At 64.8% G+C, this 24,843-nt stretch carries 16 protein-coding genes, 1 pseudogene and 2 riboswitches; of the genes and pseudogenes, 10 read left to right on the top strand and 7 right to left on the bottom strand.

What is annotated here, in order from left to right; all coding sequences use genetic code 11:
• Positions 1-261: 261 nt before the first annotated feature.
• Positions 262-1,345 (top strand): annotated as a pseudogene (locus Q8O96_RS28565) (ABC transporter substrate-binding protein).
• A 7-nt stretch (positions 1,346-1,352) separates the two neighbouring features.
• On the opposite strand, the gene Q8O96_RS28570 reads toward Q8O96_RS28565, so the two are convergent.
• Positions 1,353-1,574, bottom strand: coding sequence for a DUF2970 domain-containing protein (locus tag Q8O96_RS28570; RefSeq protein WP_102864877.1), 222 nt, complete (start codon positions 1,572-1,574; stop codon positions 1,353-1,355).
• A gap of 101 nt (positions 1,575-1,675) precedes the next feature.
• Positions 1,676-5,386: a methionine synthase gene (gene metH, locus Q8O96_RS28575; protein WP_305949879.1), complete on the bottom strand. Its 3,711-nt coding sequence runs from the start codon at positions 5,384-5,386 to the stop codon at positions 1,676-1,678.
• Between the two features lie 156 nt (positions 5,387-5,542).
• On the opposite strand from metH, the gene Q8O96_RS28580 reads away from it, so the two are divergent.
• Together Q8O96_RS28580 and nfuA are read left to right on the top strand one after the other, a co-directional pair.
• Positions 5,543-7,834, top strand: a complete 2,292-nt coding sequence (locus tag Q8O96_RS28580) for a fatty acid cis/trans isomerase (RefSeq protein ID WP_305949880.1) — start codon at positions 5,543-5,545, stop codon at positions 7,832-7,834.
• Between the two features lie 143 nt (positions 7,835-7,977).
• Complete coding sequence (gene nfuA, locus Q8O96_RS28585) at positions 7,978-8,562, top strand: Fe-S biogenesis protein NfuA (RefSeq protein WP_102864880.1); 585 nt, start codon at positions 7,978-7,980, stop codon at positions 8,560-8,562.
• A 175-nt stretch (positions 8,563-8,737) separates the two neighbouring features.
• On the opposite strand, the gene cobM is transcribed toward nfuA, so the two are convergent.
• The 4 genes from cobM to Q8O96_RS28605 all read right to left on the bottom strand — a co-directional run bounded on the left by cobM (position 8,738) and on the right by Q8O96_RS28605 (position 10,879).
• Positions 8,738-9,484: a precorrin-4 C(11)-methyltransferase gene (cobM, locus tag Q8O96_RS28590; RefSeq protein ID WP_250330155.1), complete on the bottom strand. Its 747-nt coding sequence runs from the start codon at positions 9,482-9,484 to the stop codon at positions 8,738-8,740.
• Positions 9,485-9,567: 83 nt separating this feature from the next.
• Positions 9,568-9,981 carry a cobalamin biosynthesis protein gene (locus tag Q8O96_RS28595; RefSeq protein ID WP_207166135.1) on the bottom strand — a complete coding sequence of 138 codons (414 nt, stop codon included), beginning with the start codon at positions 9,979-9,981 and terminating at the stop codon, positions 9,568-9,570.
• Positions 9,978-10,679: a CbtA family protein gene (locus Q8O96_RS28600; RefSeq protein ID WP_115580390.1), complete on the bottom strand. Its 702-nt coding sequence runs from the start codon at positions 10,677-10,679 to the stop codon at positions 9,978-9,980. Before Q8O96_RS28600 ends, Q8O96_RS28595 begins: the two co-directional genes overlap by 4 nt.
• Before the next feature lie 11 nt (positions 10,680-10,690).
• Positions 10,691-10,879 (bottom strand): CbtB-domain containing protein, encoded by a 189-nt coding sequence (locus tag Q8O96_RS28605; protein WP_060839964.1) that lies wholly within the window; start codon positions 10,877-10,879, stop codon positions 10,691-10,693.
• Positions 10,880-10,975: 96 nt separating this feature from the next.
• Positions 10,976-11,208: riboswitch (cobalamin riboswitch) on the bottom strand.
• A 73-nt stretch (positions 11,209-11,281) separates the two neighbouring features.
• Positions 11,282-11,494, top strand: a riboswitch (cobalamin riboswitch).
• A 97-nt stretch (positions 11,495-11,591) separates the two neighbouring features.
• Here Q8O96_RS28605 and cobW point away from each other — a divergent pair.
• The 7 genes from cobW (at position 11,592) to Q8O96_RS28640 (ending at position 22,667) form a co-directional block, all read left to right on the top strand.
• Positions 11,592-12,662, top strand: coding sequence for a cobalamin biosynthesis protein CobW (gene cobW / locus Q8O96_RS28610; protein WP_102864884.1), 1,071 nt, complete (start codon positions 11,592-11,594; stop codon positions 12,660-12,662).
• Positions 12,663-12,665: 3 nt separating this feature from the next.
• Positions 12,666-16,439 carry a cobaltochelatase subunit CobN gene (gene cobN, locus Q8O96_RS28615; RefSeq protein WP_305949881.1) on the top strand — a complete coding sequence of 1,258 codons (3,774 nt, stop codon included), beginning with the start codon at positions 12,666-12,668 and terminating at the stop codon, positions 16,437-16,439.
• A 154-nt stretch (positions 16,440-16,593) separates the two neighbouring features.
• Complete coding sequence (locus tag Q8O96_RS28620) at positions 16,594-17,601, top strand: ATP-binding protein (protein ID WP_305949882.1); 1,008 nt, start codon at positions 16,594-16,596, stop codon at positions 17,599-17,601.
• Positions 17,602-17,654: 53 nt separating this feature from the next.
• Complete coding sequence (locus Q8O96_RS28625) at positions 17,655-18,254, top strand: VWA domain-containing protein (RefSeq protein ID WP_102864887.1); 600 nt, start codon at positions 17,655-17,657, stop codon at positions 18,252-18,254.
• Between the two features lie 315 nt (positions 18,255-18,569).
• Positions 18,570-20,216: a phospholipase D-like domain-containing protein gene (locus tag Q8O96_RS28630; protein ID WP_102864888.1), complete on the top strand. Its 1,647-nt coding sequence runs from the start codon at positions 18,570-18,572 to the stop codon at positions 20,214-20,216.
• 133 nt (positions 20,217-20,349) lie between these two features.
• Complete coding sequence (locus Q8O96_RS28635; RefSeq protein WP_305949883.1) at positions 20,350-21,924, top strand: tyrosinase family protein; 1,575 nt, start codon at positions 20,350-20,352, stop codon at positions 21,922-21,924.
• 5 nt (positions 21,925-21,929) lie between these two features.
• On the top strand, positions 21,930-22,667 hold the full coding sequence (locus Q8O96_RS28640; protein ID WP_305949884.1) for a DUF2182 domain-containing protein: 738 nt from the start codon (positions 21,930-21,932) through the stop codon (positions 22,665-22,667).
• A gap of 75 nt (positions 22,668-22,742) precedes the next feature.
• Here the strand turns inward: Q8O96_RS28640 and Q8O96_RS28645 are convergent, their stop codons facing one another.
• A complete protein-coding gene (locus tag Q8O96_RS28645; RefSeq protein ID WP_305949885.1) occupies positions 22,743-24,767 on the bottom strand; it encodes a hypothetical protein in 2,025 nt (674 codons plus the stop codon).
• Between the last annotated feature and the right edge of the window lie 76 nt (positions 24,768-24,843).

A 24,843-nucleotide genomic window follows, 5' to 3' on the forward strand; every position in this document is an offset into this window, starting at 1 on the left:
TGAGCAGTCACCGACAAAATCTACTAGAGGCGATGCTATGAGCCATCCAACCAAAACAAGGAAAAGTGACAGTAGCGTTGATGCTTGGGCCATTCTCTTTCTGATCATACTGGTCGTGGGTACGGCCGTGTTTTGGGTCAGCCACCAGTAGTCGAGCGTAAAAGAAGAGCCCGAATTGTCGGACAATCAGGACAATTTGCCGCCGTTGGCCAGCAATTTGCCAGTTATACTGCCTGGGATAATCCAGGGGCTCTTTTCACAATGTTCAAGGTTCTGTGCAAGTGGGTGATATGTCTGAGTTTGCCGTTCTGGGCGGTGGCTCAAGCAACGTCGGTGGTGTTTCTCAACCCCGGTAATTCAACGGAAACCTTCTGGGTCAGTTATTCGCGGTTCATGCAGGCAGCCGCCCGGGATCTGGGCATGGACCTGCAAATTCTCTATGGCGAACGCAATCCGCAGAATTCTCTCGATCAGGCTCGGGAGCTGTTTCAGCGAGCGCAAAAGCCCGATTACCTGATATTGGTCAACGAACAGTATGTCGCTCCGCAGATCCTGCGCATGTCGCAGGGGTCCGGGGTCAAGCTGTTTATCGTCAACAGCCCACTGACCGAGGATCAGCGGGCGTTGATCCGCCAAAGTCGCAGCAGTTACTCCGATTGGATCGGCAGCATGATGAGCAACGATGAAGAGGCCGGTTATCGGATGCTCAAGGAGTTGTTGCGCCAGCATGGCCCTTTGCCTGCCGGGCAAACAATCGATTTGCTGGCCTTTTCCGGGGTGAAAGTCACGCCGGCCGCGCAGTTGCGCGAGCAAGGGCTGCACCGGGCGCTGGCGGAAAATCCTCAGGTGCGTCTGCGCCAGCTCGTGTATGGCGAATGGAACCGGCAGCGGGCGCACGAACAAGCACAACAGCTGTTGCAGCGCTATCCACAGACGCAACTGATCTGGTCGGCTAACGACGAAATGGCTCTGGGGGCCATGCAGGCTGCCCGGGAATTGGGTCGCAAGCCGGGGCGCGATCTGCTGTTCAGTGGACTCAACAGTTCGCCCGAAGCCTTGCAGGCATTGATCGACGGGGAGTTGTCGGTGCTGATGGCCGGACATTTCACCAGCGGCGGCTGGGCCCTGGTGGCCCTGCATGATGATGCGCTGGGGTTCGATGCCCGACGTCTGGGAGGGCCGGACTGGCATTTGTCGCTGTTCCAGTCATTGACCCGTGACCAGGCCCGGCAACTAATGCGCCTGGGCGATCAGGTCGGTGCCCGGGTCGATTTTCGCGGGCTGTCCGCCCAAGAAGCCGGACAGCTACCGCTATCCCTTCAGTTTGCAGCTGTTGCTGCGCTGACGCCGTTTCAGACTCCCGCCAGGTGCATCGCCAGGTTGGCGATGCCCAGCAGCACCAGCACGAACAGGGTGGTAAAGAGAATGCCCAGCACGATGAAGTGACTGGGTTTGCCGTGACTGAAGTCCCGGGCGCGATTTTTCCCGCTTTGTACGCCGAAGGCGGCCGCCAGCACGCTTTGCAGCATCTGCAGGAAGGTTGGGGGCTGATTGTCGCTGCTTGGATCGTCCATAAATCCCTCGACACGGTTGGGTGTCAACAGAGCATAGACAATGTCGCCTGTGATGGCGGGCTGGTGTAGGAGCCGGCAGGCCGGCTCCTACAGAGTCTGGGTCAGTTGTCGTAGCCCAGGTTCGGCGCCAGCCAACGTTCGCTCACGGCCAGGTCCTGGCCCTTGCGCTCGGTGTAGCTCTGCACCTGGTCCTTGTCGACCTTGCCCACGGCGAAGTACTGCGCCTGCGGGTGGGCGAAGTACCAGCCGCTGACCGCCGCCGCCGGGAACATGGCGAAGTGCTCGGTGAGGAACACGCCACTGCGCCCGGCGCGGCCTTCGCTGGCCTCGGGGTCGAGCAGGGCGAACAGGGTGCTCTTCTCGGTGTGGTCCGGGCAGGCCGGGTAGCCCGGGGCAGGGCGGATGCCGCTGTACTGCTCCTTGATCAGCGCCTCGTTGTCCAGCTGCTCATCCTGGGCATAGCCCCAGTAGTCCTTGCGCACCTGCTGGTGCAGCCACTCGGCGCAGGCTTCGGCCAGGCGATCGGCCAGGGCCTTGACCATGATCGAGTTGTAGTCGTCGCCGGCATCCTGATAGGCCTTGGCCACTTCCTCGGCGCCGATCCCGGCGGTGGTGATGAAGCCGCCGACATAGTCAGTGATGCCGCTGTCTTTGGGCGCGACGAAGTCCGCCAGGGAGAAGTTCGGCTTGCCGTCGGTCTTGATGATCTGCTGGCGCAGGTGGTGCAGGCGGGCCAGTGGCTGGCCGTCGTCGCCGTAGACTTCCAGGTCGTCGTCCTGCACCTGGTTGGCCGGCCAGAAGCCGAATACCGCCCGGGCGCTGATCAGTTTTTCATTGATCAGCTTGTCGAGCATCTCCCGGGCGTCCTTATACAGGGCGGTGGCGGCTTCACCGACCACTTCGTCTTCAAGGATGCGCGGGTACTTGCCGGCCAGGTCCCAGGAGATGAAGAACGGCGTCCAGTCGATGTACTCGGCCAGCACTTTGAGGTCGATGTTGTCCAGCACCCGGGCGCCGGTGAAGGTTGGCTTGACTGGCTGGTAGTTGGCCCAGTCGAACTGTGGCTTCTTGGCGATGGCTGCGGCGTAGCTCAGGCGCTCGGTACGGGCGCTGCGGTTGGCGGTGCGCTCGCGCACCTCCACGTACTCCTCCCGGGTCTTCTCGACGAAGCCGGCCTTGAGCTCCTTGGACAGCAGCTGGGTGGCCACGCCCACGGCGCGGGAGGCGTCGGTGACGTAGACCACCGCGTCATTGCTGTACTTGGGCTCGATCTTCACCGCGGTGTGGGCCTTGGAGGTGGTGGCGCCACCAATCATCAGCGGCAGGTGGAAATCCTGGCGCTGCATCTCGCGGGCGACGTGGACCATCTCGTCCAGGGACGGAGTGATCAGCCCGGACAGGCCGATGATGTCGCACTTCTGCTCCTTGGCCACCTGGAGGATCTTCTCCGCCGGCACCATCACCCCGAGGTCGACAATGTCGTAGCCGTTGCAGCCCAGGACCACGCCGACGATGTTCTTGCCGATGTCGTGCACGTCGCCCTTGACCGTGGCCATGAGGATCTTGCCCTTGGCCTCCGGCTTGTCGCCTTTCTCCAGTTCGATGAACGGAATCAGGTGGGCTACTGCCTGTTTCATCACCCGGGCGGATTTCACCACCTGGGGCAGGAACATCTTGCCCGCGCCAAACAGGTCGCCGACCACGTTCATGCCGGACATCAGCGGGCCTTCGATGACCTCGATCGGGCGGCTGAAACTCAGGCGCGACTCTTCGGTGTCTTCGACGATATGGCTGGTGATGCCCTTGACCAGGGCGTGCTCCAGGCGCTTGTTGACGTCCCAGCTGCGCCATTCCTCGGTTTCCGCTTCCTTGACGCTGCCATCGCCCTTGAACTGGTCGGCGATGGCCAGCAGCGCGTCGGTGCTGTTTGGCGTGCGGTTGAGCACCACGTCTTCCACGGCGTCACGCAGCTGCTGCGGGATCTGGTCGTAGATCTCCAGCTGGCCGGCGTTGACGATGCCCATGGTCAGGCCATTGCGGATCGCATACAGCAGGAACACCGAGTGGATCGCCTCACGCACCGGGTTGTTGCCGCGGAACGAGAACGACACGTTGGACACGCCGCCGGAGCTCAGGGCATAGGGCAGTTCGTCGCGGATGTAGGCGCAGGCGTTGATGAAGTCCACCGCGTAGTTGTTGTGTTCCTCGATGCCGGTGGCCACGGCGAAAATGTTCGGGTCGAAGATGATGTCTTCCGGCGGGAAGCCCACTTCATTGACCAGAATGTCGTAGGAGCGCTTGCAGATTTCCTTCTTGCGCGCCTCGGTGTCGGCCTGGCCGACCTCGTCGAAGGCCATTACCACAACGGCAGCGCCGTAGCGCTTGCACAACTTGGCGTGGTGAATGAACTGCTCGACGCCTTCTTTCATGCTGATGGAGTTGACGATGCCCTTGCCCTGGATGCACTTGAGGCCGGCTTCGATCACTTCCCACTTCGAGGAGTCGATCATAATCGGCACGCGGGAGATGTCCGGCTCGCCGGCGATCAGATTGAGGAAGGTGACCATGGCCTTCTTCGAGTCCAGCATCCCTTCGTCCATGTTGATGTCGATCACCTGGGCGCCAGCTTCCACCTGCTGCAGGGCGACTTCCAGGGCCTCGGTGTAGTTGTCCTCGCGGATCAGCCGGGCGAACTTGGCCGAACCGGTGATGTTGGTGCGCTCACCAACGTTCACGAACAGCGAGTTGCGATCGATGGTGAAGGGCTCCAGGCCCGACAGGCGGCAAGCCTTGGGAATGTCCGGGATCTGTCGCGGGGCATAACCGGCCACGGCTTTGGCGATGGCGGCAATGTGCCCCGGGGTGGTGCCGCAGCAGCCGCCGACGATATTCAGGAAGCCGCTCTGGGCGAACTCCTCGATGACCTTGGCGGTTTGCTCCGGCAGTTCGTCGTATTCGCCGAATTCGTTGGGCAGGCCGGCGTTGGGGTGCGCCGAAACGTGGGTGCTGGCCTTGTTCGACAGCTCTTCCAGGTAGGGGCGCAGTTCGCTGGCGCCCAGGGCGCAGTTCAGGCCCACCGAGATCGGCTTGGCGTGGGCCACGGAGTTCCAGAAGGCCTCGGTGGTCTGGCCCGACAGGGTACGGCCGGAGGCATCGGTGATGGTCCCGGAAATCATGATCGGCAGCTCGACGCCCAACTCTTCGAACACGCCCTGTACGGCGAAGATTGCCGCCTTGGCGTTCAAAGTGTCGAAGATGGTCTCGATCAGGATCAGGTCGGCGCCGCCTTCGATCAGGCCCTTGGTGGACTCGGTGTAGTTCTCCACCAGTTCATCGAAGGTGACGTTGCGGTAGCCGGGGTTGTTGACGTCGGGCGACAGCGAGCAGGTACGGCTGGTCGGGCCCAGGACACCGGCGACGAAACGCGGCTTGTCCGGGTTCTCCTGGGTCTTGGCGTCGGCCACCTTGCGGGCCAGGCGTGCGCCCTCTACGTTTAATTCGTAGGCCAGTTCTTCCATGCCGTAATCGGCCATGGAAATGCGCGTGGCGTTGAAGGTGTTGGTTTCCAGGATGTCGGCGCCGGCATCCAGATAGGCTTTTTCGATGCCACCGATCACGTCCGGACGGGTGATCACCAGCAGGTCGTTGTTGCCCTTGACGTCGCTGGGCCAGTCGGCGAAACGCTTGCCACGGTAGTCCTGTTCTTCGAGCTTGTAGCTCTGGATCATGGTGCCCATGCCGCCATCGAGAATCAGAATGCGCTCTTTGAGGGCTTGCTGGAGAGCGTGGAGGCGAGCACTGCGATCAGACATGAGAACTACCTGGTAGGGCCATAACGAAGGGCGTGGATCATAGCAAACCTGCATGGATTTGCGGCATTTACGGGTTTTGCATGAATATCGCTCATGTTGGTGGCCGGGCGACATCGGTAGAATCGCGGCGTTTTTTTTACTTTCGGGACCAGGGACATGCCGTACCGTTTTGTCGTTGCCAGCGCTTTGCTGCTGCTCAGTTCATTGTGCATGGCCCAAGGTCCCGCACCGGCCATTTCCTACACCCGCGACATCCAGCCGATCTTCACCGAGAAGTGCGTGGCCTGTCATGCCTGCTACGACTCCGCCTGTCAGCTCAACCTGGGCAGTGGCGAAGGGGCCGGTCGCGGTGCCTCGAAGATTCCGGTGTACGACGGTGAGCGCAGCAAGGCCCAGGCGCCTACGCGGCTGTTCTATGACGCCAGCGGCAAGGCGGCCTGGCAGCGCCAGGGCTTCTATTCGGTGCTCGACGCCCAGGGCAGCCAGGCAGCGCTGATGGCGCGCATGCTCGAACTCGGCCACCGCACCCCCTTGCAACCCAATGCCAAGCTGCCCAGCGAGATCGTGCTGGGCTTGAGCCGGGAGAACATGTGCCCGCAGCCGGGGGAGTTCGACGCCTATGCCGGTGCTCATCCCAAGGAGGGCATGCCCCTGGCGGTCACCGGCCTCACTGACCAGCAGTACCAGACCCTGCAACGCTGGCTGGCCTCCGGCGCGCCGATCGACGAACAGGGCCTGGCCCCCAGTGCCCGGGAAAGCCTGCAAGTGGCCCAGTGGGAGAACCTGCTCAACGCCCCCGGCGCGCGGGAAAGCCTGGTGGCGCGCTGGCTCTACGAGCACTGGTTCCTGGCCCATGTCTATTTCGAAGGCGGCGAGCCGGGGCACTTCTTCCAGTGGGTGCGCTCGCGGACCCCCAGCGGCCAGCCCATCGACCTGATCAACACCCGGCGCCCCAACGACGACCCGGGCACCCAGGTGTATTACCGCCTGTGGCCGGTGCAAGGGGTGATCGTGCACAAGACCCACATCACCTACCCGCTGAGCGCGGCGAAGATGGCCCGGGTCAAGACCCTGTTCTACAGCGGCGACTGGCAGGTCAGCGCCTTGCCGGGCTACGGGCCGGGGCGCCGGGCCAATCCGTTCGAGACCTTCGAGGCGATTCCGGCCAAGGCCCGCTACCAGTTCATGCTGGATAACGCCGAATACTTCGTGCGCACCTTCATTCGTGGCCCGGTGTGCCGCGGGCAGATCGCCACCGATGTGATCCGCGATAACTTCTGGGCGCTGTTCCAGGCCCCGGAACACGACCTGTACATCACCGATCCTACCTATCGTGGCCAAGCCACACCGCTGTTGGCCATGCCTGGGCAGAACGACGATGTCGGCAGCGTGCTCAGCCTGTGGCTGTCCTATCGCGACAAGCGCAACGAGTACGAAGCCCTGCGCCGCGACTTCTATGCCGACTCTCCGGCCCCCAGCTGGTCGACCCTGTGGGCCGGCAACGACAACGCGCTGCTGAGCATCTTCCGCCACTTCGACAGTGCTTCGGTGAGCAAGGGCCTGATCGGCGAGGTGCCGCAGACGATGTGGCTGTTCGATTACCCGCTGCTGGAGCGCACCTATTATCAGTTGGCGGTGAATTTCGACGTGTTCGGCAACGTCTCCCACCAGGCCCAGACCCGGTTGTACTTCGACCTGATCCGCAACGGCGCCGAGCAGAACTTCCTGCGCCTGATGCCCGCTGGCACCCGTGAGGATTTCCTTGACGATTGGTACCAGAACAGCGGCAAGTTCAAGATGTGGCTGGACTACGAGTCCATCGACGACGACAAGCGCAGCGCCCTGAAACTGGACCCCAAGGACCCGAAGAAAGACTTCGCCCATCAGTTGCTGGCCCGCTATGGCGAGCTCAACGCCAAGCCGGACCCGATCAATCGCTGTGACAGTGCCTATTGCTCGCGGCCCAATATCGACCCGGCGTTGCAGGATGCCGATCAGGCCCTGAGCCGCCTGGCGTCGCGTCCGGCGGCGGGACTCAAGGTCATCGAGCAGTTGCCGGAAGCCACCTTGCTGCGGGTCCAGGCCCCGAGCGGCAAGCGCGAGTTCTACAGCATGCTGCGCAATCGCGCCCACAGTAACGTGGCCTTCATGCTGGGCGAGTCGCTACGCTACCAGCCGGGTCTGGACACCCTGACCATTTTTCCGGGCATTCTCAGCAGTTATCCGAACTTCATGTTCAACGTTCCGAGCGAGCAGGTGCCGGCATTTGTCCAGGCCATGCAAGCGGCCAGGGACGCCGCCGGCTTCGAGAAGATCGTCGATCGCTGGGGGATTCGCCGCAGTCATCCGCAGTTCTGGCAGTACTTCCACGATCAGACCCGTTATCTGCAGGAAGTCGACCCGGTCGAGGCCGGAGTCATGGACATGAACCGTTACGAAAACCTCTGATACAGGGCCGCTATCTGTCCTCGGGACGCCCGCTGGCGGGCCCCGGGGAAGCCCTATACCAAGGTCTATCCCGACAAAAATACTAGGACTTTGTCAGCGGCGTCGATTGGCGTAAACTGCGCCCACGTCTGCGAGGAACCACCATGAGCGCCATAACCATTACCGACGCCGCCCACGATTATCTGGCTGATCTGCTATCCAAGCAGAACACCCCGGGGATTGGCATCCGCATCTTCATTACCCAGCCAGGAACTCAGTACGCCGAGACCTGCATCGCCTATTGCAAGCCGGGCGAAGAGAAACCCGAAGACAAGGCCCTTGGCCTGAAGAGCTTCACCGCCTACATCGACGCCTTCAGCGAAGGCTTTCTCGATGACGCGGTGGTCGACTACGCCACCGACCGCATGGGCGGCCAGCTGACCATCAAGGCGCCCAACGCCAAGGTGCCGATGGTCAATGCCGACAGTCCGGTCAACGAACGCATCAACTACTACCTGCAAACCGAGATCAACCCGGGGCTGGCCAGCCACGGCGGTCAGGTCAGCCTGATCGACGTCGTTGACGACGGCATCGCCGTGCTGCAATTCGGTGGCGGTTGCCAGGGTTGCGGCCAGGCCGACGTGACCTTGAAGGAAGGCATCGAGCGCACCCTGCTCGAGCGCATCCCCGAGCTCAAGGGCGTACGTGATGTCACCGACCACACGCAGAAAGAAAACGCCTACTACTAAGGCGTTCGCTGCGAACAAAAAAACGGCGCCCCGTGAGCGCCGTTTTTTTATGCCCGCAAACCAACGCCTCCCGAAATAAGCCTCCGTAGGAGCCGGCTTGCCGGCGAAAGGGCCCTAGAGCCTTGCGCCAATGCCGAGATTGCCTTCGCTGGCGAGCCAGTTCCTGCAAAGAGGGTCAGGGGCGATAGAGGTGCGCGTGCCCGGCGCGGTACAGCGATGATTCGCTGAACGCGTCCGTGGCCAGCACCCGGCCGACCAGGATCAGCGCCGTGCGCCGGAAGCCCTTGGCCGCAACCTTCTCGGCAATGTCCGCCAGGGTGCCCAGGACCCAGTCCTGGTCCGGCCAGGTGGCTCGGTGTACCACGGCAATCGGGCAGTCGGCGCCGTAGTGCGGCAGCAGCTCGGTGACTATCTTCTCCAGGTGGTTGACCCCCAGGTGAATCGCCATGGTGGCGCCGTGGGCCGCGAGGCTGGCGAATTCTTCACCGGCCGGCATGGCGGTCTTGTCCGCATAGCGGGTCAGGATCACGCTTTGGGACACATCCGGCAGGGTCAATTCGGCTCCCAGCAGGGCGGCACAGGCGGCGGTGGCGGTGACGCCAGGGATGATCTCGAAGGGAATACCCAGCTCCCGCAGGCAGCGGATCTGCTCGCCAATGGCGCCATACAGGCTCGGATCGCCGGAATGTACCCGGGCTACATCCTGGCCCTGGTCGTGCGCGTGCTTGATCGCCTCGATGATCTGTTCCAGATGCAGCTCGGCGCTGTTGATCACTCGTATCGCGCTGTGGCCTTCGAGGACGGCCTCGGGCACCAGCGAGCCGGCGTAGATGATCACCGGGCAGCGATGGATCAGGCGCTGGCCCTTGACCGTGATCAGTTCCGGATCGCCGGGACCGGCACCGATGAAATAGACAGTCATGGCTGTGTCCTGTGCAAAAAAAGGCGGGAGCAGAGCGGCAGATGAAGAACGCTCATGTTCGAAGAAGGGAATTGTCGGCGATTCTACCGGGCAGTGGCCAATGCCAGGGTGGCCTGGGCGCATTTTTGCCTGGGAACCAGCAGTTCGGCCGGGCCACCGGACAGCTGTTCGGCCATGGCCAGGGCGGCGCTTTCGGCAACGCCATAGCAGCCGCTGTGTTCAAAGGCGATCTGTGAACGATGGCTCAGGCGCGGGGCATAAGGCGCCAGTTGACTGCTGCTGAAGCAGGTCAGTGGCAGGGCCAGTTGATCCGCCAGTTGCAGCAGGCCGGGTTCGTTACGCTTCAAGTCGATACTGGCCAGGGCCAGCAATTGCCCGCTCTCCAGGCCGTGGGCTTGCAGCACCTGCTCAAGCAGGGCGCGCAGCGTGGTCACCGGGCAGCCTTTCTGGCAGCCCAGGCCGACCACCAGGGCTGGCGCCGCGCGCCTTTCGATCATGCCGGGTACAGGTCCGTGTTCTTGCGCCGGAACAGCCAGGCGCTGATCAGCCCGAGGGCCAGCCAGAACGCCGCATTGGTCAACTGCGAGGCGATCTTGAACTGCGCTTCCAGTTCTTCCGGGGCCAGCATCGAATGCACTTCCGGTTGTGGTGCGCCGATCACGTGAGGCACGGCGATGATGGCGGCGCCCAGCAGTTTCAGCAGCCAGTTGCCTGCGAACACGATCAGGGCAAGGCCCACGGCGGTGGAAGCGGCAGCGCCGATCCACCAGACCTGGCGCTGCACCAGATCGGCGGCAGCGGTGCCCGGCAACTCCGGCGGCAGGCCCAGGGTCGGCGCCAGGCAGAAGGTCGCATAACCGGCCAGGCCCCAGAGCAGGCCCTGGGAAGTGCGGCTGGGCGCCCGCAGGGTATAGAGCCCGGCCAGCATCAGGGCGAAGCCGACCGCCACCACCAGATTGCCGCCGGTGGTGGACAGGGTGCGCTGCCAGCCGTCTTCCGGTTCCCAGGCCTCGGCATCATGGCTGTGACCGGCCATGGCGCCTTCGGCGTGTTCGTGGACTTCGGCCGCCGGGGCCTGTTCATAGGTTTCCGCCTGCAGAATCAGCGGGGCCACCCAGAAGCTCTGCAGCAGGGTCAGCAGCAAGGCCGCCAGCAACCCGCTGAAGCCTGCGGTTTGTGCAATACGCTTGATCATGTCGGCAGGTCTCAGTGGCAAGGGAAAGCAGCGCTGTGACGAGTGTCGTGGGCGGCGTTGTGCACCGCTTCGATATGGGAGAAACCGGCGAAGTACACTAGGCAGGCGCCCAGCAGCGAAGCGCCGATGGCGGCCACCAGGCGCTGGCTCAGGGTGGAGGTGCTGCTGGCGGAATGGCTGGTGCTGCTGATGATCGACATGGCGCTTCCCTTTGGAGTGTCGGCGGGGGAGGAGCGCAGGAAAACCCCGCGTGAGGAGCACGCAGGGTTTGCAACAGCGCCCGCCCACCGCGGGTTTGTTATGTGTGTGTTGCGGGCCGGTCTCCGGGCTCGCGAGGGGCAGGGGGCGACTCATGTCGTACCGTGCCGAAAAGTGTCGCCTTCCCATGCCTTGGCACAGTGGATCTGACACTTCGCTCGCTTACCGTTGCGGGGGCAGCACCGGACTGGTCACGACTTTTTAGTAAAGCACGTGATTCACCGGTTTCCCGTTTCACCCTGTGAAGGGCACCCGTAACAAGGCGCGTAGCAAATCATGGGCGGGGTAACGTCGTCAATTGCGGATGCCGGTGTATTGCCGATTGACCGTCCCCCGCGCTCTGCGTAGCCTTGCGCCTTCGAGGTTCTTCGGCCAGCGGTCGAAGCTAAGAAGGGAACGCGGTCGATGCCGCGGCTGCCCCCGCAACTGTGAAGGGTTTCATTTCTGCAAGGCCACTGCATTGGCGTTCGTAACGCCTGCGGGAAGGCGCGGAAACCGCCAGTCCAATGACTGGCAAGCCCCCAGCCAGGAGACCTGCCTCGATCCCAGATTCTCACTACAACCGGGCGGGGTGATCCGGTGGCGAAATCTCCGCGCGCCTCTGCGCTGCGGCTCTCGTCCCGTATGCCCGCCACCTTTGCCAAGGGGCATCCGATGAAAACACTGGCCAAACTTCCCGTCACCATCGTCACCGGCTTCCTTGGCTCGGGTAAGACCACCTTGCTGCGGCACATGCTGGACAACGCCCAGGGCCGGCGCATCGCGGTGATCGTCAACGAGTTCGGCGAGCTGGGCATCGATGGCGAGATCCTCAAGCAATGCTCCATCGGCTGCACCGAGGAAGAGGCCAGCGGCCGGGTCTACGAGCTGGCCAACGGCTGCCTGTGCTGCACCGTGCAGGAAGAGTTCTTCCCAGTGATGCGCGAACTGGTGGCGCGCCGTGGCGACCTGGACCACATCCTCATCGAAACCTCCGGCCTGGCCCTGCCCAAGCCCCTGGTCCAGGCCTTCCAGTGGCCGGAAATCCGCAGCGCCTGCACCGTCGACGCGGTGATCACCGTGGTCGACAGCCCGGCCGTGGCCGCCGGCACCTTCGCCGCGTTCCCCGAGCAAGTGGACGCCCAGCGCAAGCTCGACCCCAACCTGGACCACGAATCGCCGCTGCACGAGCTGTTCGCCGACCAACTGTCCAGCGCTGACCTGGTGATCCTCAACAAGACCGACCTGATCGACCCCGCAGACCTGGCCAAGGTGCGCCTGGAAGTGGCCGAAGAACTGCCGCCGGCGGTGAAAGTCATCGAAGCCAGCAGCGGCCGCCTGCCCCTGGACGTGCTGCTGGGCCTGGGCGCCGGTTCCGAGGAGCATATCGACGGCCGCCACAGTCACCACGATCACCACCACGACGGCGATGACGACCACGACGACCACGATCACGACGCCTTCGATTCCATCTCCATCGAACTGCCCCAGGCCGACGAAAGCCTGCTGCTGGACGCCCTGACCCAGCTGGTGGTCAAGCACGGCATCCTGCGGGTCAAGGGCTTTGCCGCGATCCCCAACAAGCCGATGCGTTTGCTGATCCAGGGCGTGGGCACGCGCTTCGACAAGCACTTCGACCGTAAGTGGGGCGCTGACGAAGCCCGCACCACGCGCCTGGTACTGATCGGCCAGGAACTGGACGCCGCCCAACTCGAAGCGCAACTGCGCGCCGCCCTCAGCGTGTAAGCCATGCACCTGCTCAGGACCCAGCCCGGCGGTTTCGTGTCGGATGACAACATTGCCGACCTTGGACAAACCCCCGCCGAGCTGGTGATTCTGTGCAGCGGCGACTCCAGCCTGGCGCTGCTGGCGGATGCCGCCGAGCAGTTGCCCGAGGATTACCCCAGCTTTCGCCTGGCCAACCCGATGCAGGTGCAGAACCACGCTTCGGTGGATCTGTATGTGGACCAGGTGCTGCGCCACGCCAAGGTGATCCTGATTTCCCTGCACGGCGGCATCGGCTACTGGCGCTACGGCGTCGAGCGGCTGGTGGAGCTGTCCCAGCGCGGGGTGCAACTGATCCTGGTGCCGGGGGACGACCGCCCGGACCCGGAGCTCAGCGACCTGAGCACCGTGGGCCCCGTCGAGCGCGACCGCCTGTGGCAGTTCCTGCGCCAGGGCGGGCGGGACAACGCGCTGAATTTCTACCGCTGCCTGGCCAGCGGGCTGCTGGGGCGCGACTACCCCTGGAGCGAACCGCAGACCCTGCCACGCACGGCGATCTACCACCCGCACAAGAGCCAGGCCGCCCTCAGCGACTGGCAGGCCGATTGGCAGCCTGGTCAAGCGGTGGCGGCGCTGCTGTTCTACCGCTCCCACCTGCAGGCAGCCAACACCGGCTTTATCGACCTGTTCTGCCAGCGTTTGCTGGCGGCGGGCCTCAACCCCTTGCCGATCGCGGTGGCCAGCCTCAAGGAGCCCGGCTGCCTGAGCCAGGTGGAAGACTGGCTGGATGAAACCGCGGCCGGGGTGATCCTCAACACCACCGGCTTTGCCCAGTCCAGCCCCGAGGCGCCGCACCTGCGGCCGTTCCGCCGCAATATCCCGGTGATCCAGGCCATCTGCGCCCAGGACAACGAACCAGGCTGGCGCGACAGCGAGCAGGGCCTGGGCCCGCGGGACCTGGCCATGCACATCGCCTTGCCGGAACTGGACGGGCGCATCATCAGCCGGCCCATCAGCTTCAAGGACCTGGCCTGGCGCAGCGAGCGCAGCCAGTCGGACGTGGTGTGCTACCGCGGCCAGCCCGAGCGCATGGACTTTGTCGCCGAGCTGGCCCGGCGCTGGGTCGAACTGGGGCGCCTGGACAACGGCCACAAGCGCATCGCCCTGGTGCTGGCCAACTACCCGACCCGCGACGGGCGCATCGGCAACGGCGTCGGCCTGGACACTCCGGCGGCGGCGCTGAACATCCTCAAGGCCCTGCACGCCGAAGGCTACCCGCTGCCGGCCGAGTTGCCCGCCAGCGGCAGCGAGCTGATCCGCCAGTTGCTCGGCGGGGTCAGCAACGACCTGGACAGCCTCGACCAGCGCCCGTGTCAGCAAAGCCTGGCCCTGGACGACTACGCGCTGATGTTCCAGGCCCTGCCCGCCGCCAACCGCGAGGCGGTGCTGCAGCGCTGGGGCGCACCGCAGCAAGACCCGATGTTCCGCAACGGGCGGATGATGATCGCCGGCCTGCGTTTTGGCCTGACCTTCGTCGGCATCCAGCCGGCCCGGGGTTATCAGGTGGACCCCAGCGCGGTCTACCACGACCCGGACCTGGTGCCGCCCCATGGCTACCTGGCGTTCTACTTCTGGCTGCGCCAGACCTACGGCGCCCATGCGCTGATCCACGTCGGCAAGCACGGCAACCTGGAATGGCTGCCGGGCAAGGGTGTCGGCCTGTCGGAGAACTGCTGGCCGGACGCGCTGCTGGGGCCGCTGCCGAACATCTACCCGTTCATCGTCAACGACCCGGGGGAGGGCGCCCAGGCCAAGCGCCGCACCCAGGCGGTGATCATCGACCACCTGATGCCGCCCCTGACCCGTGCCGAAACCTACGGCCCGCTGCGTAACCTGGAACTGCTGGCGGACGAGTACTACGAAGCCCAACTGCTGGACCCACGTCGCGCCCGCGAGCTGCAACGGGACATCCTGCAACTGGTGCGCGAGACCCACATCGACCGCGAGTTGCAACTGGGCGAACAGCTGGACAGCGACGCCGACGCGGCGATCTGGCTGCCGCGCCTGGACACTTACCTGTGCGACCTCAAGGAATCGCAGATCCGCGATGGCCTTCACGTGTTCGGCGAATCCCCCGACGGCCGACTGCGCATCGACACCCTGCTGGCCCTGCTGCGCATTCCCCGGGGCGATGGCAAGGGCGCCCATGCCAGTCTGCTGCGGGCCTTGGCCAAGGCCTTCGACCTGGGCTTCGATCCGCTGGACTGCGCCCTGGCCGAACCCTGGACCGGGCGCCGCCCGCAGCCGTTGCGACAGCTCAGCGATGCCTTGTGGCGCACGGCGGGCGATGTGCGCGAACGCCTGGAACTGTACGCCGCAGCATTGATCGAAGCCGCGCTCCAGGGCCCGGTGGCGCAGTTGGCTGAGCCGGGCTGGGAGCCGGTGCGGGTCATCATCGACGCCTTGCGCGAAGTGGTCGCGCCGCGCCTGGATGCATGCGGCCCGGCGGAAATGCGTGGCCTGCTGGACGCCTTGAACGGCCGTTTCGTCCCCGCCGGACCCAGCGGCGCGCCCAGCCGCGGGCGTCTGGACGTGCTGCCCACCGGGCGCAACTTCTATTCGGTGGACGTGCGCAACCTGCCCACCACCACCGCCTGGCGCATCGGTTTCCAGTCGGCGAACCTGATTCTCGAACGCCACCTGCAGGACCACGGCGATCACCTGCTGCACCTGGGCCTGTCGGTGTGGGGCACCGCCACCATGCGCACCGGCGGCGACGACATCGCCCAGGCCATGGCTCTGATGGGCGTGCGCCCGGTGTGGGCCACCGGCAGCCAGCGGGTGGACGATTTCGAGATCCTGCCCCTGAGCCTGCTGGACCGGCCGCGGGTCGACGTGACCCTGCGGGTGTCCGGGTTCTTCCGCGATGCCTTCGCCAACCTGATCCGCCTGTTCGACGCAGCGGTACAGGCGGTGGCGGCCCTCGACGAGCCTGAGGACATGAACCCGCTGGCGGCCAGGGTCCGCGCCGAGCGCGAGGCCTTGATCGCCTCCGGCCTGGAGCAGGACGCGGCCGCGCGTCAGGCTGGCTGGCGGATCTTCGGCGCCAAGCCCGGAGCCTATGGCGCCGGGGTCCAGGGCGCCATCGACGGTCGCCTGTGGCAGAGCCGCGAGGACCTGGCCGAGGTCTACCTGAACTGGGGCGGCTATGCCTATGGCGGCCAGGATGAAGGCACCGCCGCCCGCGAGCAGTTCGCCACCCGCCTGAGCCAGGTGCAGGCGGTGCTGCAGAACCAGGACAACCGCGAGCACGACCTGCTGGATTCCAACGACTATTACCAGTTCCAGGGCGGCATGCTGGCGGCGGTGGAAAGCCTCAGCGGGGCCAAGGCCGCCAGCTACCACGGCGACCACAGCCAGCCGGACCTGCCGAAGATCCGCACCCTCAAGGAAGAACTGAACCGGGTGATCCGCTCCCGGGCGGCCAATCCGAAGTGGATCGAAGGGGTCAAGCGCCATGGCTACAAGGGCGCCTTTGAAATGGCCGCGACCCTGGACAACCTGTTCGCCTTCGACGCCACCACCGAGCTGATCGACGATCACCAGTACGCCTTGCTGGCAGACGCCTACCTGCTGGACGACTCGACCCGCGAGTTCGTCCGCCAGCATAATCCCCACGCCCTGCGCGACATGACCGAGCGCCTGCTGGAAGCCCAGCAGCGCGGCCTGTGGCAAGACCCCGGCGATTATCGTGAAGCCCTGGAGCACCTGTTACTGGATATTGAAGAAGACAGCTGAGCCTGTAGCCGCTGCCGCAGGCTGCGAACGCCGACGACGTCGACGTCACGTGCTACCACCCCGAACCTCCTCGCGACGGCTCTGTGGTGCCGATCGCAACCTGTAGCAGTGGCCACCCCCTGATGTTTGCACAACCCTTGAGCGAGACCCCGACATGAGCGACACCCCCCATTTCCCGCTGTCCGCCGTGGTCGGCGCCGAACGCCTGAAACTGGCCCTGTGCCTGACCGCCATCGACCCGAAGATCGGCGGTGTGCTGATCGAAGGCCCGCGGGGCATGGCCAAGTCGACCCTGGCGCGGGGCCTGGCCGATCTCTTGGCCAGCGGCCAGTTCGTCACCTTGCCCCTGGGCGCCACCGAAGAGCGCCTGGTGGGCACCCTGGATTTGGACGCCGCCCTGGGCGAAGGCCGGGCGCAGTTCTCTCCGGGGGTTCTGGCCAAGGCCGACGGTGGTGTGCTCTATGTCGATGAAGTCAACCTGCTGCCTGATCACCTGGTGGACCTGCTGCTGGACGTGGCCGCCAGCGGCACCAACCTGATCGAGCGCGACGGTATTTCCCATCGCCATTCGGCGAAGTTCGTACTGATTGGCACCATGAACCCGGAAGAGGGCGAACTGCGTCCGCAACTGCTGGACCGCTTCGGCCTCAACGTCGCCTTGAGCGGCCAGCCCGCGCCGCAGGAGCGCGGGCAGATCATCCGCCGGCGCCTGGATTTCGACAGCGATCCCCAGGGCTTCTGCGGCCAATGGGCCGAGGCGCAAACGGCGTTGCGTGAGCGTTGCCAGCAGGCCCGAGCGCTGCTGCCGGCCATCGCCCTCGATGACCTGTCCCTGGAGCTGATCACCGAGCGTTGCTTCGCTGCAGGCGTCGACGGCCTGCGCGCCGACCTGGTGTGGTTGCGAGCCGCCCGGGCCCACGCCGCCTGGCGCGGTGCCAGTGCCATCGCCGAGCAAGACATCGACGCGGTCGCCGAGTTTGCCTTGCGCCACCGCCGCCGAGAGACTGCGCCCAGTGCGCCGCAATCGGAGCCCAGCCCCCAGCCGCCGGCGTCAGCCAATGCCAACCCCAGTGAAGGCCAGGGCCAATGGGGCGAAATGCCGGCCCAGGCGTTGCCCACCGGCGCCCGGCGTGACGTGCCCAGCTGGCCAAAAAAGCCCTAGGCATTCGTCCCCGCACTGATCGGGGGGCGGATGCCAAGCCCCGGGCGGGGCACCTGGATCATGGCCGGCAAGGCAAAGGCCGCGAGGCCCGCGCCGGTTCCATCAACTGGCCCGGCACCTTGCTCAAGGGCCGGCCGCGCTTGCGCCAAGACCTGCTGTTTCGCCTGCGCAGCCGCGCGCCCCATGAACTGTGGCTGGTGATCGTCGACGCCTCGGCCTCGACCCGCCGCCACAGCGCCCTGAGCGACGCCAAGGGCCTGCTGGCACAACTGTTCGACGACGCCTACCGCCAGCGCGCGCGCCTGGCCCTGCTTACCGCCAGTGGCCGCGCACCGAGCTGGCAGGTCCAGGGCCTGAAAGCCTCCCAGGACCTGCGGCACTGGCTCGACGGCCTCGGTGCTGCTGGCGGCACGCCCTTGCCACAAGCCCTGAGCGAAGCGGCCCAGTGGCTGGAACAGCGCCAGCGGCGCCTGCCGGCGGAACAGCAGCGCGTACTGCTGATCACCGATGGCCGCTTGAAAACCCTGCCGCTGTTGCAGCCCCTGAACTGCCCGACCTTATTGCTCGACATCGAACGCGGCCCGATCCGCCTGGGCCGCGCCCGCGAACTGGCCACACGCCTCAACGCCACCTACCAACACATCGACCTGTAGCCGCTGCCGCAGGCTGCGAACGGCCCGCAGGGCCGCACAGTTCCAGAGGGCGCCGGGGCTTGACGGTTGATCGCCAGGCAAGGCCCTGCGGGCCTTTTCGCAGCCTCGCCGTGGCTCGGCAGCGGCTACAGCCAGTGTCAATCCGGGCTGGTGTAGCCGCTGCCGCAGGCTGCGAACGGCCCGCAGGGCCGCAAAAAACCTGAGAGCGCTAGAGACTCGTCAGTCGATCGCCAGGCAAGGTCCTGCGGACCTTTACGCAGCCTCGCCGAGGCTTGGCAGCGGCTACACTGCCTGCGCCAACACAGGAGTGAAGCGATGCGGGTACTGGTGCGTAACGATAAGGACGATTTCCGGGTCAAGGCCTATGCCGGGACCAATGGGGTGTTGCTGGCCATGGATCTGGATGCGTCACGGCGCAAGGGGCTGCTGGGCTTCGCCATCGAGAAGCAGGTCGGCAGCAAGCCCTGGCTGTTTCTGTTCAATAGCCTGACCTTCCCCGGCAAGACCCATACCTTCCCCCAATACAACGCCACCCCCAGCGATCAGGCGCCGCTGCAGAAGTTTCGCTGGGCCGACTACGCGGTCCGCCCCGGCACCACCCTCAACTATCGGGTGCATCTGGCCTACGGCAGCCCCGATGCGCCGCAACTGGGGGAGGCCCTGGAACTGAGCATCACCGCCGACAACGGCCAGCCGCCGGGGCAGCAGGTGATCTTCAACCGTGCCGTGGCCGCCAGCCAGGCCTTCTCGCGCAAGTTTCCGCAACTGGATGCGTTGCTCAGCAACAACAAGAAACTGCCCATCGAATCCTGGCCCGACGCCCCGCGGCAATGGCTGGAAAACGGTCTGCTGGAGGCGCTTCTGGGGTTTATCCAGCGCGCCACGGATGCCAGCTGGAGCCTGGACGTCGCCATCTACGAGTACCAGTTGCAGGCCGTCGTTGACGCGGTCAACGCCGCCTTCGACCGTGGCGTGCACGTGCGGGTGCTGTACCACGCCGGCCCCGGGGACGACGACACCACGCAGAACCAGGCCAGCCTGCAGCACCTGCCCGAGCACAGCAAACGCGGGCGGGTGACCCACGGGATCTTCCATGACAAGTTCATCGTCCTCAGCCGCCTCGACGCCGCCGGCCAGCGTCAGCCCGAAGCGGTGCTCTGTGGCAGCACCAACTTCACCGCCAACGGGGTCTACCGCCAGGCCAATGTGCTGCACAGCCTCGATCACCCGGACATTGCCGGGCGCTATCTACAGGTGTTCGAGCAGATCTGGCAGGCGCCGACGGACGTGGGCGCCACGCGCAAATGGTTGACCCAGGACAATCCCATGCAGCCGGATGCACCGCTGTTCGCCGGTTTTTCTCCGCGCAGGGGGCAGGGCGATCTCAGTGAGTTCGTCGACATCATCAACGGCGCCCGCCGCGACCTGCTGTTCGTCACCGCCTTCGCCTTGCCCGACAGGATTCTCGACGCCTTGCTCGGCCAGCCCCACGACGATGTGCTGCGTTATGGCCTGCAAAACACGGCTAGTCGCATCACCGGCTTCCACGCCGATCGCACCGCCGAGTTTGCCGCCACCGCCTTGCTCAACAAGGGCCTGGAAGGCTGGCTCAAGGAGGGTCTGAAGGGCCAGAGGGGCAACCTGCTGGTGCACACCAAGGCGCTGGTGACCGACTTCACCAGCGAGGCTCCGGTGATCATCAGCGGCAGCCACAACCTCAGCGTCGGCGCCAGCCAGAGCAATGACGAGAACTACCTGATCATCCGTGGCGACACCGATCTGGCGGATCGCTACGGCCTGGAACTGCTGCGCTTCTATGAGCATTACCGGTTTCGCTACTTCGCCAGGCAGTTGGCCCTCAAGCAGGTCCGGCCCCTGGCGGTGGACGACCGCTGGAGCGATGACTATTACCTGGAAGGCGACCTGCGCCAGCTGTCGCGCCTGCGTTTTTCCGGGCGCTGAACCGAGCCGCCGAACGGCCTGCCATCGGTCCGCTTTTACCGGGGCCGGGCAGGCAGATTGATATCACCTGATCTAGCGTTGCCAGCGGAGCGAGCGCTCCCTCCGCAACGGAGCCTTTTCAGGGAGATAAATCATGGTTTATATACGGCGTGATGTAGGGAAATTGAGCGGCGATTGGGACCCGACCCTGTTGTGGTATGCCAGGGCGGTTGGCGTCCTGCTCCAGCGTCCGATCACCGATCGCACCAGTTGGCGATTCCTCGCGGCGATTCACGGATTCTCCGAGTCGTGGTGGCGGATGGACGGCTACCTCAAGGCCGGTGAGGCACTGCCCAACGAAGCGGAACAGCTGCTGTACTGGGACCAGTGCCAGCATGGCAACTGGTTCTTCCTGCCCTGGCACCGCGGTTACCTGGCGTCCTTCGAACAGATCGTCCGCGATGTGGTCGTCCAGCTGGGTGGTCCCAAGGATTGGGCGCTGCCTTACTGGAATTACAACGAGGGGCAGCAGTCCCTGCAGCTGCCCGCGTGCTTTGCCGCCAAGACCCTGCCAAACAATGAGGGGCCCAACCCGCTGTATGTTGAAAAGCGCTTTGGCCTTTTGGGAGACGGCAACGTCGTGCTCGATGGCAGCCTGATCGGTCTCGGCTGTCTGGACGACCCGAGGTACGAGGGCGGCAGCGAAGGCAGCCCGCCCGGCTTTGGCGGTACCCCGAAAACCCTGCTTAGAAGCGGTGTCACAGGCGGCCTGGAGTCGTGCCCGCACAACGTCGTGCATACCGAAGTCGGTGGCCGCGATCAGGTGCGAACCGCTCCCGACGGTTCTCGGTATACGGTTCGTGGCCTGATGAGCTATCCCAATACCGCCGCGCTGGACCCGATCTTCTGGCTGCACCATGCCAATATCGACCGCTTGTGGCAGGTCTGGCTGGACAGCCCCGAGGAGCACAGCAACCCCGACAAGTCCAACTGGTACAACGGCCCCGACAAACTGAGCCGGCCCTTTATCGTGCCCCAGGTCGATGGCGAACCATGGAAATTCAAGGTGGCGGAGGTGCTCGATACCCTGGCGCCCAGGCTCAACTATCGATACGACACCACGGCTCCCGCCAAGAGCCAGGGCAACCGTCTGCACCAGCGCTTGCAGCGCCTGGGTCTGGCAACCGATCAATTGCAGAACTTCAGCGCCAGCGGAGCATTGATGGCCAAGGAACCGGAAACAGAAGTGATAGGGGCCAATCGTGCGCCGCTGGAAATCGTCGGGCACTCGGTGCAGACCTCAGTGCAACTGGACAAGCAGGGCGCGCAACAGGTGTTCAGCAGCCTGAAGTCGAACCTGTTCGCGGCTAGCTTCACGCCGCCGGACCGGGTATTTCTCAACCTGGAGAATATTCGCGGCAACAGTGATGCGGTGTTGCTGGAGGTTTATGTCAACCTGCCGGCCGATGCCGATCCGGCTCAGCATCCGGAGCTGCGGGCCGGGGTCTTGTCGTTGTTCGGCGTGAGCGATGCCAGTCGTACCGACCACGAGCACGGCGGGCACGGCATCACCGAGGTGTTCGAGATCACCGATATCATCGATGCCCTGCACCTGGGGGGTATCACCTCGGCGGATCAGTTGAATATCCGTCTGGTGTCCAGGGCGGCGGTGCCTGCCGAGGACCAGATCACGGTCGCGCGGGTCAGCCTTACCCGGCTGGGCGGTTGAGGGGCGTGCTACGTGGCCTGCGACCCTTGGGCCAGAACCCGCGGCCCTGGTTGCTGCTGATCAGCCTGGTGGGGTGGGGGTGGTTGCTGGGGTCGACGGCGATGCTGTCGATTCCGGCGTTCTGCGGCAGCCTGCCGTTGTCGGGTTATGCCTTGGGCTGGCGGGGCATCGAGCAGGCGTTGCTGTTCAATCCACCGCAGCGATTGTTGCAGGGCTGGTGGCTGATGCTGCTTGCCATGCTGCCACTGCTGTTGGTGCAGCCCTTGCTCTATGTCTGGCACCGTAGCTTGCGGCGCAAGCGTTGGCAGGGCGTTGCCCTGTTCGTGCTGGGCTTCGGCGCGGTCTGGAGCCTGGCAGGCGTGGTGCTGATGGGGCTGGTGGTGGCGGTCCGGGTGTGGTTCGGCCTGAGTGCGTGGCAGGGTTTTTTCGCCGTGTTGCTGTTGTGCCTGGTCTGGCAGGCCTCGCCGTTCAAGCAACATTGCCTGAACCAGTGCCACCGGCAGCCGCGGATCTGTGCCTTTGGCCTGGGCTATCTGAGGGACTGCCTGGGTTTTGGCCTGTCCGCCGGGGCTTGGTGCGTAGGTTCCTGCTGGCCGCTGATGCTGTTGCCGGTGCTGCTGGAACAGGGGCATGTGGCGCTGATGCTGCTGGGCATGCTGTGGATGCTCTACGAACGCCTGTTGCGGCCTCGGGGCTTGCGCTGGTACTGGCCCTGGCCTCGTCATCCGCGGGGTTTGTCCTAGTCGTTGTCTGAGGTTGCCCAGGGGCAGGATCGCCCGCAGTTGCGATCCCGCCCCCTGGTAGCCTTTGCCTCAGGCCTACAACCGCGGCGCCGGGCTTACCGTGGCATTGCGCCAGGCGGTTTGCAGTTGCTCCTCAAGCAACGCCGGGACCTGTTTGCCGGGCTGGTTTTCCAGGCTCAGCTTCAGGCCGTTGAGGGAGCGGCCGCTGAGGCGGTTGCCCGCCAGATCCTCACGAAACACCTGTTCCGCCTCGGCATAGCGTTTCTGCGCCAGCAAGGCATACCCCAGGGACTCGCGCAGGGTGTAGTACCAGTCCGGCGGCTCGTTGTAGGCCAGGGCGTCTTGCACCTCCACAGCCTTGCGCCAGGCGGTAATCTGCTGCTGGCCGGCATCGCCGGTCAGGGCCTGCAGGTCAGCGTTGAGGCCCTCTTTGGCGTTGTTGAATACCTGGTTGCCCAGGTTTTTGAGGGCTGCCAGGTCCAGTGGGCCGGCGGCACGGGTCAGGGCGCGGTCGAGCAGGGTCAGGTTGGCGATGCGCAGCAGCTGCAGCGCGGAATTGTTGCCATATTGCAGGGCGTCCTTGCCGGTCAGGGGCTGGGGCGAGGCGGCGACCGCCTGCCAGAAACCCTTGAGGGCATCGCGGGCCTGGTCCTGGTTGAGGTTCTGGGCGCTCAGTTGCCGGTACGCCAGGGCATAGGCCTTCATCAGCTGGGTGTAGGGCTTGGTCAAGTCCTGCCAGGGCTTGTCCGTTCCCTGGTTGGCCTCGCGGCAGGTCTGGTTGAGGGTGGCCAGGCCGGCGTCGATCTTCGGCTCGATCCGTGCCAGGGCGTCCCAGTCCTCGAAGCGCACGGCGAAGTAGTAGGGCACCGCGTAGAAGTAGTCGCTCTTGGTCTTGAGCTCTTCGGGGTACTGCTGGCAAAGGAAGGGCACGGCCGCGTAGCGGGTGGTGTTCTCCACCAGTTCCTCGGCCATGTTCATGGATTCGTTCTGCCGGCCTTCTATGGACAGGGTCCAGGTCAGGAAGTGGATGTTGTGCCCCAGGTAGTGCAAGGCATAGGGGCTTTGCGGCTGGACCTGATGGGTGTAGGCGCGGTCCACCGAGACGGCGGTGTAGTTGGCCACGCTGGCCAGGTTGTTGTTGCCGGTGCGCTGGTAGATGTGCGAGGCCATGTGCACCAGATGGCCGATGGCCGGGTTCTGGTCGCGGAAGCGATTGGCCATGGGCAGGCCGCTGTCGGGGAAGGGTGATTCCTCGATGGCGTGGATGTAGAAGTGATTGGCCCCGGTGTGCTGCTGGTCCTGGACCAGCACCCGGTTGAGCACTTGCAGGGCCTCGTAGGCGGCGTCAGTCGGCTTGACCTGATTGGATACGGCCTCGGTGCCGTTCCACCATTTCCACGGGTCGCGGCTGAGCAGGGCGTCGGCGTACAGGGTCGCGGCATCGAGGTCGTCAAAGTAGTCTTCCGACAGTTTTTTCATGGCGTCGGCGTAGCGCTTGTTGCCCTCATCGCCGAGGCTGACCTGGCCGTCCTTTTCGCTATACAGGCTCAGCAGCGCCTTGGCGTAGTCCACCTCGCGCTGCAGCTGACGCTGGCTGAAGGCGGCTTGTGCGGCGCTGTCCTTGAGCCGGGCGCTGGCGTGCTCCAGGGCGATCTGAACCGAGCGGTAGGCCAACTGGTTGCAACCGGTGGTGGCGACACTGTTGATGTTGGAGTTGGCCGACAGCGCGATGCCCCAATAGGGCATGGCCGAGCCTTCGTCGATGCGGCTGGCCTGGTAGAAGGCGCGGATCGCTGCCGAGAAATTGAAGCCGTATTGCAGGGCCATGCCCTGGCTGTAGAAGGCCTGGACCTGCTCCGGCTGCTTGAGGCTGACCAGGGGGTAACGGGTGCCACCCAGGCCCGAGAGCAGTTGGTCGCCCTCGGTGTCCTGGGGGCTGACGCACTTGTGCAGCACTTGCAGGTAGGGCGTGTCCGGCGGCACCGGGGTGAAGCCGCCACTGTGTTCATCGCTGCCGTGGTTCATGGTGTGGGCCAGGGCGCTGGCGCTGGCCAGCAGCAGGCCGGCGGCCAGGGTCGAGCGCAGGAAGGGGACGTCCATGCTGTGTTGCTCCTTGCAGGAATCGCTGGGTTGGGGCCGGCTTACCGAGGTGTGGGCGGGCAAGCCGGCTCCTGCA

This window comes from Pseudomonas sp. LPH60, assembly GCF_030718165.1.
In the GTDB taxonomy this organism is placed as follows: Bacteria; Pseudomonadota; Gammaproteobacteria; order Pseudomonadales; family Pseudomonadaceae; genus Aquipseudomonas; species Aquipseudomonas danubii.

What these genes read in the sequence shown, in the direction of transcription:
- Q8O96_RS28570 (WP_102864877.1), bottom strand. Translation starts at nt 1,574, where the DNA reads ATGGACGATCCAAGCAGCGACAATCAGCCCCCAACCTTCCTGCAGATG.
- metH (WP_305949879.1), bottom strand. Translation starts at nt 5,386, where the DNA reads ATGTCTGATCGCAGTGCTCGCCTCCACGCTCTCCAGCAAGCCCTCAAA.
- Q8O96_RS28580 (WP_305949880.1), top strand. Translation starts at nt 5,543, where the DNA reads ATGCCGTACCGTTTTGTCGTTGCCAGCGCTTTGCTGCTGCTCAGTTCA.
- nfuA (WP_102864880.1), top strand. Translation starts at nt 7,978, where the DNA reads ATGAGCGCCATAACCATTACCGACGCCGCCCACGATTATCTGGCTGAT.
- cobM (WP_250330155.1), bottom strand. Translation starts at nt 9,484, where the DNA reads ATGACTGTCTATTTCATCGGTGCCGGTCCCGGCGATCCGGAACTGATC.
- Q8O96_RS28595 (WP_207166135.1), bottom strand. Translation starts at nt 9,981, where the DNA reads ATGATCGAAAGGCGCGCGGCGCCAGCCCTGGTGGTCGGCCTGGGCTGC.
- Q8O96_RS28600 (WP_115580390.1), bottom strand. Translation starts at nt 10,679, where the DNA reads ATGATCAAGCGTATTGCACAAACCGCAGGCTTCAGCGGGTTGCTGGCG.
- Q8O96_RS28605 (WP_060839964.1), bottom strand. Translation starts at nt 10,879, where the DNA reads ATGTCGATCATCAGCAGCACCAGCCATTCCGCCAGCAGCACCTCCACC.
- cobW (WP_102864884.1), top strand. Translation starts at nt 11,592, where the DNA reads ATGAAAACACTGGCCAAACTTCCCGTCACCATCGTCACCGGCTTCCTT.
- cobN (WP_305949881.1), top strand. Translation starts at nt 12,666, where the DNA reads ATGCACCTGCTCAGGACCCAGCCCGGCGGTTTCGTGTCGGATGACAAC.
- Q8O96_RS28620 (WP_305949882.1), top strand. Translation starts at nt 16,594, where the DNA reads ATGAGCGACACCCCCCATTTCCCGCTGTCCGCCGTGGTCGGCGCCGAA.
- Q8O96_RS28630 (WP_102864888.1), top strand. Translation starts at nt 18,570, where the DNA reads ATGCGGGTACTGGTGCGTAACGATAAGGACGATTTCCGGGTCAAGGCC.
- Q8O96_RS28635 (WP_305949883.1), top strand. Translation starts at nt 20,350, where the DNA reads ATGGTTTATATACGGCGTGATGTAGGGAAATTGAGCGGCGATTGGGAC.
- Q8O96_RS28645 (WP_305949885.1), bottom strand. Translation starts at nt 24,767, where the DNA reads ATGGACGTCCCCTTCCTGCGCTCGACCCTGGCCGCCGGCCTGCTGCTG.